The organism is Aeromonas sp. MR16 (assembly GCF_022549315.1).
GTDB lineage: Bacteria > Pseudomonadota > Gammaproteobacteria > Enterobacterales > Aeromonadaceae > Aeromonas > Aeromonas aquatica.
The window spans coordinates 261,582-274,256 of the sequence record NZ_JAKZFK010000001.1 but is presented as its reverse complement, the minus strand read 5'-3'; the positions used below and the strand labels follow the sequence as shown (position 1 = coordinate 274,256).

The 12,675-nt window shown below is 64.4% G+C and carries 10 protein-coding genes; 5 read left to right on the top strand and 5 right to left on the bottom strand.

The window, feature by feature from the left end:
• Window positions 1-176: 176 nt before the first annotated feature.
• A complete protein-coding gene (locus tag MM194_RS01110; RefSeq protein WP_241342358.1) occupies window positions 177-3,386 on the bottom strand; it encodes an alpha-amylase family glycosyl hydrolase in 3,210 nt (1,069 codons plus the stop codon).
• A gap of 597 nt (window positions 3,387-3,983) precedes the next feature.
• On the opposite strand from MM194_RS01110, the gene MM194_RS01105 reads away from it, so the two are divergent.
• The 5 genes from MM194_RS01105 (at window position 3,984) to xseA (ending at window position 8,542) form a co-directional block, all read left to right on the top strand.
• On the top strand, window positions 3,984-4,772 hold the full coding sequence (locus tag MM194_RS01105) for a TonB family protein (protein ID WP_241342357.1): 789 nt from the start codon (window positions 3,984-3,986) through the stop codon (window positions 4,770-4,772).
• 3 nt (window positions 4,773-4,775) lie between these two features.
• Window positions 4,776-5,546 carry a MotA/TolQ/ExbB proton channel family protein gene (locus tag MM194_RS01100; RefSeq protein ID WP_241342356.1) on the top strand — a complete coding sequence of 257 codons (771 nt, stop codon included), beginning with the start codon at window positions 4,776-4,778 and terminating at the stop codon, window positions 5,544-5,546.
• Entirely contained in the window at window positions 5,546-5,968 is a 423-nt protein-coding gene (locus MM194_RS01095) for a biopolymer transporter ExbD (RefSeq protein WP_033129589.1), read from the top strand. The genes MM194_RS01100 and MM194_RS01095 overlap by 1 nt, the downstream gene beginning before the upstream one ends.
• A gap of 171 nt (window positions 5,969-6,139) precedes the next feature.
• Window positions 6,140-7,051 (top strand): DMT family transporter, encoded by a 912-nt coding sequence (locus tag MM194_RS01090; protein ID WP_033129590.1) that lies wholly within the window; start codon window positions 6,140-6,142, stop codon window positions 7,049-7,051.
• A 132-nt stretch (window positions 7,052-7,183) separates the two neighbouring features.
• On the top strand, window positions 7,184-8,542 hold the full coding sequence (gene xseA, locus MM194_RS01085; RefSeq protein WP_033129591.1) for an exodeoxyribonuclease VII large subunit: 1,359 nt from the start codon (window positions 7,184-7,186) through the stop codon (window positions 8,540-8,542).
• 70 nt (window positions 8,543-8,612) lie between these two features.
• Here the strand turns inward: xseA and hutW are convergent, their stop codons facing one another.
• The 4 genes from hutW to MM194_RS01065 form a co-directional block, all read right to left on the bottom strand.
• Entirely contained in the window at window positions 8,613-9,968 is a 1,356-nt protein-coding gene (gene hutW, locus MM194_RS01080) for a heme anaerobic degradation radical SAM methyltransferase ChuW/HutW (protein ID WP_241342535.1), read from the bottom strand.
• A 321-nt stretch (window positions 9,969-10,289) separates the two neighbouring features.
• A complete protein-coding gene (locus MM194_RS01075) occupies window positions 10,290-10,778 on the bottom strand; it encodes an OmpA family protein (RefSeq protein ID WP_033129593.1) in 489 nt (162 codons plus the stop codon).
• A 41-nt stretch (window positions 10,779-10,819) separates the two neighbouring features.
• Complete coding sequence (locus tag MM194_RS01070; RefSeq protein ID WP_241342355.1) at window positions 10,820-12,067, bottom strand: diguanylate cyclase; 1,248 nt, start codon at window positions 12,065-12,067, stop codon at window positions 10,820-10,822.
• Window positions 12,064-12,585: a YfiR family protein gene (locus MM194_RS01065; RefSeq protein WP_238566383.1), complete on the bottom strand. Its 522-nt coding sequence runs from the start codon at window positions 12,583-12,585 to the stop codon at window positions 12,064-12,066. The genes MM194_RS01070 and MM194_RS01065 overlap by 4 nt, the downstream gene beginning before the upstream one ends.
• Between the last annotated feature and the right edge of the window lie 90 nt (window positions 12,586-12,675).

Here is a 12,675-nt window from a genome sequence, read left to right as displayed (position 1 = left end):
AATCAGTGCGAACGCCTCATTTAGGTGCAACTGTGTCCCTAGCCCCGGCTTCGATACCCGTTGCGGCCAACACGCGGGCATAAAAAAGTCGGCCCAGGGGCCGACTTCGGGTATTTATCCATTTTCATTTCAGCGAAACGATAACCCGGCTTGCCGAGCCATTCGCATCAGCCCCATCACTTCAGGTATTTGCCATCGGCGCCAACCTTGCCGGGACCACCGAGCACCCAGACCCGGGCCGAGTAGGCAGGCACCGCAAAGCTCAGGCTGCCATTGCTGGTGCTGAGCGTGGTGCCGGTCACCGCATCGGTGTAGCTGCCGTTCTTGACGCCGCTGATGGTGATCTGCTGGGCCGAGTTCGCGGCCAGGCCGACCGCCGCGTAGCTGCCCTCGGCGCCGAGATCCCGCACGAAGCTCATGCCACTACCCCATTCGCTCACCTGGCTCATGGGCGCCTTCTGCAGGGCGGGCACCGCCTTGCGGATCTGGTTCAGGCGCTTGATGTGCTGATAGAGCGGGTGGGACGGGGTCGCCGGGTTGTCCAGCACGTCGCCATAGTAGGCGCGACCAGTCTGATCCACCGTCATGGTGGCGCCGTCGATGTCTTGCGGTTTGCCGGCCTGGAACATCACCTCCTCCCCGTAGTAGAGGGTCGGGATGCCCCGCGCCGTCCACAGCAGGTTGTAGGTCATGGCCGCGTTGCCCTCTTCCCCGCCGTAGCGGTACTTGAAGTCATTGTCCGGCCCCACATCGTGGTTCTGGAAGAAGGTGATGAGCTTGGTGGCATCCCCGTAGACCCAGTCCATGGCGAAGATCCCGCCCACGCCGCCAAAGCTGCCCTTGGTCACGTTGTCACGGAAGGTGGAGAACAGGGAGAAGTCCAGCACCGACAGGCCGGAGTCGCCACCGGCACGGGGGTTGGCCGGGTTGGCCGTGGTGCGGGTGTACCACCAGGGGCGGATCACCGCCGAGGCGTTGTCGTTGTCGATTTCAGAGCCCCAGCCCGTGCCCTTCACCAGGTTCTCGCCGAACACGAACAACCCCGGCTTGTGGGCCTGCCAGTCGTGGACATAGGTCAGCAGCTCGTCCCGCTCGATGTGCTTGAGGGTATCGATGCGGATGGCGTCGACCCCCATGTCGAGGTACTGGTGGATGGCGCCGTTGATGTAGGCCTTGACGTTCGCGTTGCCGGTGGCGAGATCGATGCAGTCCCCCGCCATGTGCTTGCGCTGCAGGGAGAGCGGATTCTCCCAGTCACCGCCAGACATGAAGCCGTCCAGGTGATACCAGGCCGGATCCAGCGTCTGGGCGTCGATGCCGAAGAAGCGGTTGGGGTTGTAGCCGGCGCTCGGTACCGTGCTGCCGGTCTTGGGATCCACCAGGGGCACCAGGCCTTCCGGATCGGACTGACAGCGCGCCTTGTACCAGTCGGGGGCCGCCGGGTTGTCATCGTCACAGCGGTTCGCGCTGGCGTAGTCCCCGAGGTTCCCTTGATAGGGGCCGTTGTTGATCAGCCCCTGTTTGGAGCCGGTCGGCACGTAGTATTTGACGGGCAGGCGATCGATCCAGGTCTTGCCGCGCAGGCCGTACTGGCTGGAGTGGTTGATCACCACGTCCTGAATGACCTTGATCCCCTTGGCGTGGGCCGCCTGGATAAACTCACGGTAACCCGCTCCCGGCGACTCCAGCCGGGGATCGACCCGGTAGAAGTCGTAGGCATGGTAGCCGTGATAATCGAGGCCGGAGCGATTCTCCACCGGCGGCGTCACCCAGATGGCGGTGAAGCCGAGATCCTTGATGTAGTCCAGCTTCCCGATGAGCCCCTTGAAGTCGCCGCGCCAGTGGGGATCCCCCGCCTTGTAGCGATCCCGGTTATGGTAATTGTTGCCGGCATCCCCGTCATAGAAGCGGGCGGTCAGCAGGAAGTAGATGCTCTCCCCACGAAAATCACCCGCAGACACTGCCTGATCGCCGATGTAGTAGCTGAAACTCTGCTCACGGCGATTGCCGGCAGCATCAACGCCTAGCGTTTTTATCACCAGATCCGCGCCACTGCCCTTGTCGCTGGCGGTTATCCCCTGCCCGCTGTAGAGGGCCGAGCTGGTGCTCGGGGTGCTGCCATCCAGGGTGAAGTAGAGCTTGGGTGCGCTGTCTTTATCGTCGCTCACGATGAGGGTGATGGACTGCACCTCTGCATAATTGCCGGGGGCCGGGCTCGCGCTGACCGTCGGTGCCTGGGTGTCGGCACCAGCGAGCGGCGCCACGTCCAGCGCCTTGCGCTGGCTATCGAAGCAGATGCGATAGCGGGTGTTGCCGGTCACCTTGTAGTCCTGGGCCGGATAGGCTTCGGTCCAGTCCCCCTTGTGATCCACCTTGAAGCGGGGATCGCTGTTGCCAAAGGCCTGCTCGGTACAGAAATTGACCCCGTCCTGGCTGGTCATGGCCGTCAGGCCCCAGTTGTTGGGGGTGCCGCGGAAGTACCACTTGTCGCTGGCTTGCGGGGCTGCCACCACCACGCTGGCGCTGCTGCTGGCCTTGGCACCCTGATCGTCAGTCACCGTCAGGCCATAGGTGAAGGTACCTGCCTGGCTGGTATTGACGCTGATGCTCTCGGTGGTCTCACCGTTGCTCCAGAGGTAGCCGGCAATCTGGCCATCTGGATCCGTGGAGTCGCTGCCGCTCAAGGTGAGCGTCTCTCCCAGGGTCACATTGACTGTGCCGCCCGGGGTGATGACCGCCAGCGGTGGCTGATTGTCATCCCCGAAGGGCGTGATGCTGTAGGCCAGGGTCTGGTCGTTGATCTGGAAGCGCACCGTGCCGGTGCCGCTCCAGAGGATGTCGCCACCGCTGCGCTCGAGCACACCATCGGCGTTGCTGTCACCGTAATTGGTGGCCCAGTCACCGGCCTGATCGAACTTGAGGCGCTGGCTGGCCTTGCCATCCATGTAGGCCTCGGCCTGCCACAGGTGATCCGCGACCAGTGTCATGGGCAGGCTGGCCCAGCCGTTGAAGGTGCCGCGCACCTGCATCTGTGGCCAGCTCTTGGCAAAACCGGACGCCGTGCAGCTGTCGACCGCCGTGGCGGTGATGGCCTGGGTGCCGGCATTGATCCGGATCTGATAGTGGGTATTGGCATTGACCAGCTTGTCGGCAGTCGGGTAGCTCTGCTGCCAGTTGCCGTATCTGTCTATCTTGAAGCGCGGGCCGCCACTGGCATCCCCGCTCTGGAAGAACTGGCAGGTATCGAAATTGACGCCGTCGGTCGAGACCATGGCGGTCGCCGCCCATCCATTCGCAGTACCGCGGAAGAACCACTCAGCCGCCGCCGCGCCGGGCGATGCCATGAGTGTCCCCAACAATCCGGCCGCGATTATCCATCTAGCCATTGATAGTCCTTTATTTTCATTGTTTTGTGTGTGACGCCGGTGTGCCCCGGCATTCCCCCATCCGCTACAGTCCCGCCTTCAGATGAGCCCTGCCAGTCTAGGGTGCAAAAAAACCAATTCACGGCAGATCCGTGCAAAATGTGACCACAATCCACTTCAAGATTGGCGAGATGTGATTGATAGCGCTTTCATTGCAGCGCCCGAGAACGACGATGGCAGAGAGAGGATCGGGCCGCGGGCATACTCCCCCGCTTCCCGGCAGACATGGCCGGCTCGATGTTTCGCAGGCGCGACCCGGCGCCCAGGAGATGGGTGATGGGGACCGAGGTCAGCGGTCACAAGTGCAGGGGCCTACTCCCCCTCGCCTCCCGTCGTCCGGCCGAGGCCCCGTCAAGGGGCAAGCCGCTTGGGGCCGATGACCGGCCCCAAGCGGGACAAAACCACCCTGATCCCGTTCCTCGAGACCAAGGTACAATTGATAATCTTTCTTGTTTGCGTCATGCAAGCTAGGGTATGCTCCGCGGCAAGGCCCTGTTCTGGTGCCAGTTTCATCGACGTTTTGAGTATGAATATGACCATCTGTAATGGAGAAGGGTGATGAATGCCTGCATCTCGAGGCCAGCACCCGGTAGCAACAATGTGACCTTTGGCCCGGCTCAGCTTGTCTGCCTGGCCGTCGCGATTGCGCTGCATCTCGCCATCCTGTGGTTGGTGCACAACAACCGCGCCGACCCCATCACACCACCCGAACCCATCACCTTGTCTGCCCGCTGGGCCGGCGAGTCGGACAAAGATGACGCACCGGCCAAGCCGGCGGCGCCAGCGGCCGTGCCTGCGCCGCCCGTGGTGAAGAAACCGACCCCGGTGCCGCCAAAAGTGGTCAAGCCGGTCGTCAAGAAACCGGCTCCCAAGCCGGCGCCCACTCCGCCCAAGCCAAAACCCAAGCCAGTGCCGGTGACCAAACCGGCGCCAGTGGCCAAGGCCGAGCCGGTGGTCGCGCCCTCTGCCCCTGCTACCCCGCAGGCGGCGGCCAATACCCAGAGCGCGAGTGGCGCCAGTGCGCCGCCGACCAAGTCCCGCCAGACGGGCGCCGGGGCCGGCAGCAGTGCGCCCATCGCGCGGGATGCCAGATTGAACAACCCCGAGCCACCCTACCCCCAGGAGTCACGCCGACGGGGTGAGGAAGGGCGCGTGGTATTGAAGGTGCGCGTCACCAAAGAGGGCACCGCCGAGTCGGTCGAAGTGGAGCAGAGCAGTGGTCATCGGCGCCTGGACATGGTCGCTCGCAAGACCGTCAGCCGTTGGCGCTTCATTCCAGCCAAGCAGAACAATACCGCCGTCCCAGCCTGGACAGGGGTTACCATTATTTTCAAGTTAGGGGCATAAGCCATGAATCCGGAAATCGAAACAAACTCGATGGGCATCTACCACCTGCTCAGCCAAAACACCGGGGTGGGCCTGGTCCCACTGATCCTGCTGGTACTGATGTCGCTCGGCACCTGCTACTACGCGCTGCTCAAGCTCTACCTCAGCTATCGCGAGCAGCGGCTGAACGCCCGCTTCGTGGATCAGTTCTGGCAGCATGAGAGCGTGCAGGAGATGGAGCGCCAGCTCGCCCACACGCCCCCCGAGGAAGCCTATGGCCGGATAACCCATGCCGCCCTCGAGGCCGTGTCCCAACTCGATCGGGCACAGGGTCGAGCCGTCTCCCTCAAGCTGGGCTCTCCGGACGACTTCTTGCTGCGTGCCCTGCGCCATGCCATCACCATGGAGCGGATCCGCCTCGAACACGGCCTGGCCTTCCTCGCCTCCGTCGGTTCCGCAGCCCCCTTCATCGGGCTCTTTGGTACCGTCTGGGGCATCTATCACGCGCTGCTGGCCATAGGTGCGGCCGGTCAGAGCAGCCTGGACAAGGTCGCAGGCCCTGTGGGTGAAGCCCTGATCATGACCGGCTTCGGCCTCGCCGTCGCCCTGCCTGCGGTGCTCATCTACAACTTCTTCGTGCGCCGCAACCGCCTCAAACTCGCGGCGCTGGACGAGTTCGCCTACGACCTGTTTGCCCTACTGGTGACCGGATTTGAGAAAACCCCGTCCAACGTGACCCAGCTGTCCGACATCGAGAGTGCCAAGAGCGAGACCGCCAAGAAGGGGCAGATGTAATGGCTTTCGGCAAACTTCCCGGGGAATCGGACGAGCAGCCGCTCTCCGAGATCAACATGATCCCGATGATCGACGTCATGCTGGTGTTGCTCATCGTCTTCATGATCACCGCCCCCCTGCTCACCAACGCGGTCAAGCTCGAGTTGCCCGAGGCCAGCAGCCAGGTCAATCAGCCCAAGCAGGAAGATGTGATCCTCTCCATCGACGGCGCCGGCAAAATGTATTGGAACGACAAGGAGGTCGATGAGACGGCACTGCTCGCCCAGATGGTCAAGGCCAGCGAGGCCAAGCCGGAGATCCCCGAGATCCAGCTGCGCATCGACAAGAGCGTGGAGTACGGCGCCATCGCCAAGGTGATGGCACAGGCCTCCCAGCACGGGCTGCACAAGATAGCCTTCGTCAGCCAGCCGGAAAGCGAGTGACGATATAGGCCTCAAGGCCGAGTCGCACAGACCCCAGCCTGGTTCAGGCAGTGAATAGTCACGAGGCATCACCCAGGTGGTGCCTTGTTTATTGGTACCCCCTTCACCCGGTTGCCAGACAGGGGGCGGCCCTGCATGATGCAGGGCCGCCCGTCATTTCAAGGAGAGAAGATGAGAACATCGGATTATGTGAGACTGCTGGCGCTGGCCGCCATCTGGGGCGCCAGCTTCCTGTTCATGCGCATCGCCGCCCCGGCGTTCGGCTCGGTCAACACCACCTTCCTGCGGGTCTTCTTCGCCCTCATCGGGCTCGCCGTCATGCTGCTTCTGCTGCGCACCCCCATGCGCTTCAAGGGCAAGCTGAAGTCCGCCATGGTGCTTGGCATCATCAACTCGGGCGTGCCCTTCCTGATGTACGCCATCGCCGCGCTCTGGTTGCCCGCCGGCTACTCGGCCATCCTCAACGCGACCACCCCGCTGATGGGGGCGCTGATCGGCTTCTCCTGCTTCAACGAGCCACTGAGCCTGCGCAAATGGGCCGGCGTCATGCTGGGCCTGGTGGGCATCACCCTCATCACCACCACGGGGGAGCTGAGCCTGACCGGCAACGTCATCACCGGGGTGCTGGCCTGCCTCATCGCCACCGCCTGTTACGGCTGCGCCGGCTTCCTGACCCGCCGCTGGATCACCGAGCAGGGCGGCCTCGATGCCAAGCTGGTGGCGTTTGGCAGCCAGCTCGGGGCCTGCCTGTTCCTGCTCCCCTTCTTCGGCTACACCATGGCGGCCGGGCCTGTCGTCAACTGGGCCATCCCCGAGGTGTGGGCCAGCATCCTGGCCGTCGGTTTCATCTGTACCGCCCTCGCCTACCTGCTCTACTTCCGGCTGATCGCCGACATAGGACCGCTGCGCTCCCTGACGGTCACCTTCCTCATCCCCCCGTTTGGCATACTGTGGGGCTATCTGGTGCTCGGCGAGACCCTCACCGGTGGCTTTGTCATCGGCGGCGCCGTCGTCTGCCTCGCGGTCTGGCTGGTGGTGAGCCCGGCCAAGACAGCCAAGCCCGCGAGCCAGCCGGTGCGCTGACTCAACCCCTGCCCCATTCCAGCTATCAGGCCGGGCCTCCTCGGGCTCGGCTCCCCGTGCGAACTGGGGTAAGATAGGCCCCATTGTCTTCTCCCCCCTCACTCCGGGCCGGGCACAGCAGCAGGACCAACCTTGAATCATCGCGACGAATCCAGCCAAGACAGGCAGCAGATCTTTACCGTCACCCGCCTCAACAGCGCCGTGCGCATGATCCTGGAGCAGGATCTGGGGCTGGTGTGGCTGACCGGGGAGCTCTCCAACCTGGCGATGCCAAGCTCGGGCCACTGGTATTTCTCCTTGAAAGACATCTCCGCCCAGGTGCGCTGCGCCATGTTCAAGGGCAACAACCGGCGGGTGCCGTTCCGTCCACAAGACGGCATGCAGGTGCTGGTACAGGCGCGGGTCTCTCTCTATGAGCCCCGCGGCGACTACCAGCTCATCATCGAATCCATGCAGCCCGCCGGCGACGGCATGCTGGCCCTGCGCTTCGAGGAGCTCAAGCGCCGCCTGGGCGCCGAGGGCTTGTTCGACGAGGCTCGCAAGCGGCCGCTGCCCCGCGAGCCGCGCGCCGTGGGGCTGGTCACCTCCGCCACCGGCGCCGCCCTGCACGATATGCTGACGGTGCTGGGGCGCCGGGCGCCGGACCTGCCGGTCTTCATCTACCCGACCCAGGTGCAGGGCAGCGCCGCCATCGGCCAGATAGTGGCGGCGATCCAGCTTGCCAACCGCCGCGCCGAGGTGGACGTGCTGATCGTCGGTCGCGGCGGCGGATCCTTGGAAGATCTCTGGTGCTTCAACGAGGAGGCGGTGGCCCGCGCCATCAGCCGCTCCGCCATTCCCGTGGTGAGCGCCGTCGGCCACGAGGTGGACGTCACCATCAGCGACTTTGCCGCCGACTTGCGTGCCCCCACCCCCTCCGCCGCCGCCGAGCTGGTGGCGCCGGACAGAAGCACCCGCGCCCAGCGCCTCGCCCACCTGCGCCAGCGGCTCGCGCAGGCCATGGCGCGGCGCCAGACCGCCGCCAGCCACGGCTTCGCGCTGCTGCAAAAGCGGCTGGATCATCAAGACCCCAAGCGCCGGCTGGAGCAGCAATCCCAGCGCCTCGACGAGCTCGCCAGCCGTCTGCAGCAATTGCTGGCAAGCCGCCTGCATCAGGGGGAGCGGCGCCTCGCCAACCTCGAGCTGCGCCTGCAGGCCCGGAGCCCCGAGAAGCTGCTGGCGGCCGGCAAGCGCCGTCATCAGCTCGCCGAGGAGCGGCTCCATAGCCTGATGGCCAAGCGCCAGAGTCTCGCCGGCCATCGCCTCGCCATGCTGAGCGCACGGCTCGACGGGGTCAGCCCGCTGGCCACCCTGGGCCGCGGCTACTCCATCACCCGCAGCGCAAGTGGCGAGGTCATCAGCCGCGCCAGCCAGGTGAGCCCCGGCCAGTCGCTCGTGACCACCCTGGCCGAGGGCAGCCTGAAAGTGCGGGTAGACAGCATCAACGACTAGTAACAAGGTATTTGTCAGCATAAAAAATGGCCCATCACAGGATGGGCCATTTTTATAGTGTGCAAATCACTCACACCAGCGAATGTCGTACCGCCCCGCCCGGGTGTCCCAGACTGGCGGAGGGGGCTGACCCGCCCCCCAGGGGGTTGAGCTGCAGGAATTCAAACAGCCCGGCCTGCAGGTTGACGTTCCAGAAGCGCCCCGCCAGGGTCAGCTCGAGCCGCTGGTCGGTCAGCTCCGCCAGCCCGTGGCGCTGCCAGGCCATAAACAGCGGCATCAGGTGAGTTTGCAGGGGGGATGGCAACCGGTTCAGCGCGAGCCAGCCGGTATCCAGCGCCCCGCGCAGCAGGCCGTCGATGCGCGCGTTGGGGTTGCGCCCCATCACCATGCCGGGGGCGCGCACGCCAGCGGCCAGCGCCTCGTGCCAGAGCGCCAGATCCCGGCCATACATCAGGCCGTGACCGTGCACGCTGCCCCCCGCCCCGGCGCCGAAGGGGAGGATCTCGGCCCCGCGCTTGGCCATCTGGTTATAGCGGCTCTGCTCGGCGTCACCGCGGCGCCAGTGGCTGCCGGAGAGGCGCTGCCAGCCCCCCTGCTCCAGGGTCTGGGCGCCATAGGCATACATGCTGGCCCGCTGCTGGCCATCGGCGGACCAGCCGAGCTTGCCCTTGGCCTCGGCGCGTTCCAGGTTGGTGCCCGCCATGGCGATGAGCTGATAGAGATCCACCCCGTGCACCCCGCTCGCCATCACGTCCGCAATGTCCTGGCGCCAGACGGTGTCGTCCTGACCGGGCAGGCCGAAGATGAGATCCGCCACTATCACGACGGCATCATCCCGGGTCAGCTCGGCCAGCCGGGCCAACAGTGTCTCCCTGTCATCGAAGCGGGCCGCCTGCTGGCGCACTTCGGTATCGAAGCTCTGCACCCCGAACGAGAAGCGGTTGAAACCTCCCGCCAGGGCGGTCTGCCACTTCTCGTCATCGAAGCCGTTGAGGCGCCCCTCCAGGGTCACTTCCGCATCGGCCGTCAGCGGGAAACGGCGGATGGCCTCGGCGAGACGCGCCAGATCGTCGGCCGCCATGTCGGTGGGCGTACCGCCCCCCACGTAGACGGCCGAGAAGGGCCGGCTCTGGCCAAAGGGCGCATCGGCGGCCTGATGCAGGCTGGCGCACAGGGCCGCCATGTAGCGGCTCATCCGCGCCGGGTTGGCGCCATTTTCGAAGAAGTTGCAGAAGCTGCAGCGTTTGCGGCAAAACGGAATGTGGATGTAGAGCGCCCGCTCCTCCACCTGGCTCTCCTGCTGCCACCAGGCTTGCCAGCCGGCGTCATCGAGTGTCAGGGGACGTATGCCGCCACGGCTGGCATGGGCCGAGGTCTTGGCGGCGAAGGCGAATTTGAGGGGATCAGGGGTCGCGAGCCCTGTCATGGTCGGGGTGAGGGTTGCTGTTGTCACTGGCAAGTTACCATCAGAAAATAATGCAAATGATAACGAATATCAGTTCACTACGACCTTGTGCTGGATCAAATCAGGGGCACTGGGGTGGCACTTAAGCCTTGAATTGCAAGCGATCGTCGGTCGAAGGACCCGAATACAGTAGCGAAGGAGATGCCCTGTTCGGCGATAGCCACTCCCCCGTGCGCAGCAAAACTGCCAGGAGAGTGGTCGTACACACGCATTCCGACTAACGGGAGAAGTGGCCTAAGGCCCTCAAGACAGGGAATGCTCGCCGCTGATGCACGGCCGGGATCAGTCGTTGCCGATGATGATGGCGACCCGGCGATTCTCCGCCCGTCCGGCGGCGTTGCCGTTGTCGGCAATCGGTGCCTCTTCGCCCCGGCCACGGATGTCCAGATTGGCCGCCGGCATCCCCACCGACACCAGGACGTCGGCCACGGACTGAGCCCGTTTCAGGGAGAGTTGCTGGTTGTAGCTGGCCTCGCCGTTGGCGTCGGTATGACCGTCCACCCTGGCCTTGTTCAGACCCACAGAAAGCAGGGCCTTGCCCAGCTTCTCTACCACCTGGCGGGTGTTGGGGTTGAGGGCGCCCACGTTGTTGGCGAACAGCACCTTGTTGGAAATATCCAGGGTCCAGCCCTCATCGGTGAGGTGGAACCCCTGCTCCTTGAGCGTGGCAACCTGCTCTGCCGAGAGGCCCCGTGGTGCACTCTGGCAAGCCGCCAGCACGCTCAGCAGCAGACCGACAAGGCCCGCCTTTATCAGGTTGGAAATGTTCATTGTTATCATCCTTTTATTTATTATTTTTGCCTGAAAAAACATCATGTATTCGTCTGTTGGCCGGTGATCCCCTCCCTGCGTTGTCGCTTGGCTTGATACATGTCGCTGTCCGCCTGTTGCAGCAGCGCGTCGGCCGTCAGCCCCTGCTCGGGATACATGGCAAAGCCGACACTGACGCCCACCTCCAGATGACGACCATCCCCCAACACCACGGGGGCGGCCATTGCCTGCTGGATCCGCAGCATCACCTCACGCACTTCGCGCTCATGGTGCAACGGGGCCAGCAGGATGGCGAACTCGTCTCCCCCCAGCCGGCACACCAGATCCATCGGCCTGAGCTGGTGCTGCACCCGCCGCGCCAGGGCCACCAGCACCTCGTCGCCGGCGGCGTGACCCAGGCTGTCATTGATCTGCTTGAAGCGATCGCAATCCAGATACAACAAGGCGAATCGTTCGTTCTGGGCATCACCTAGCCTGATAGCCTGAGCCAGACGGGCCTCGAACAGGGATCGATTGGGGAGACCGGTCAAGGAGTCGTGGGTCGCCTGATGCAGCAGGCTGGCATTCTCCCGCTTCTGGTGGGCCTGCCAGGCCTCCAGTTCATCGAGCAGGGAGTTGAAATCCTCTCCCAGCTCGTGCAGCTCGGCGATATTGGCAGAGGGAACCCGTTGATTGAGGGTTCGCCGGCGACGGACGCTGTGGGCGACCTGTGCCAGCGCCTTGAGGGGAGCTGTGATGGAATATTGCATCCGGCGCGCCACATAGAGGGCGCCCAGTATGCTGAGCAGCAGGCAGACCAGGGTCGCCAGCAGGGTCTGCAACAGGAAGCGCAGCAGGTATTGGCCGTGGCCGACCAGGTGAATGCGGGCTATCTCCTTGCCCTCGCGCATCATGGGCAGCTCTATTGGCCCCGGCAGGAGCAGCCGCGCCAGGTGTTGCCCCAGATTGGACCAGGGGCTGGTGATGTCACGGCTCCAGCTCGCCAGCACCTGACCGCTCGGCAGCAAGATGGTGGCGCTGACCACGTCCTCGTGCGCCGTGATGGCCTGCAGGGCATCCTTCGCCGCCTCCTCGTCGTGGAACACCACCGCCGCCTCGGTGGTGTAGCTGATGGCGCGGGCCAGCAGCTCCAGGTTGTGATCCGCATAGAGCCGCAGTGCCAGCAAGGCGGTGATGGTCAGGAACAGCCCCGCCATGCAGACGGCGGTCAGGGAGGTCACCATGTGGGTGCGCCCCAGGCTCTGTCGCAAGGTGATGCGCGGGCCGACGGAATGAGACGGGGTTTTCATCGCTCCTCCTCATCTGCCCTGGCCAGTTTCAGCACCGCCGGATGCACCCGCACACCGCTGCGGGCCAGCGCATCCAGATTGACGCGAAAACGCACCCGATCCAATCCGGCCTGCAGGCAGAACACCGCATCGGCGATGCACTCACGGCTCTGCTCGCTGATGCTGAGGATGGCGTGGCCCCGCAGCCTCCCGAACAGTGCCAGACGCTGCTCGGGAGCCAATACCCCCAGATAGATCACGTCGCAGCGCTGACTCAGCGCCTCGTCATCCGTCTCGTAGCGGTGGACATCGACCAGCCGGCCGTTGGCCTGCTGCTTGATGGTGCGCAGGGTGCTGGCGTACTCCGTCGGCGCCGTGATGCAGAGTCGCAACTCGGCAGGTTCACTCGGCCAGCGGGTATAACTCAGGATATCGAGCACGGTTTGACGCACGTGGTCGCTGCGGACCTCCGCCGAGGTCAGGGGCCCCGGCTCGGCCATCAAGGTCAGCGAACAGCACAGGGGGGCAAGCAAGGCCATGGCCCGGATAAGATGGTGTGATTGCATGTTGCCTGCGCTTATGCCCACGCCGGTACCGAGGTGGCCCGACGCCCATGAAGGGAATGCCAG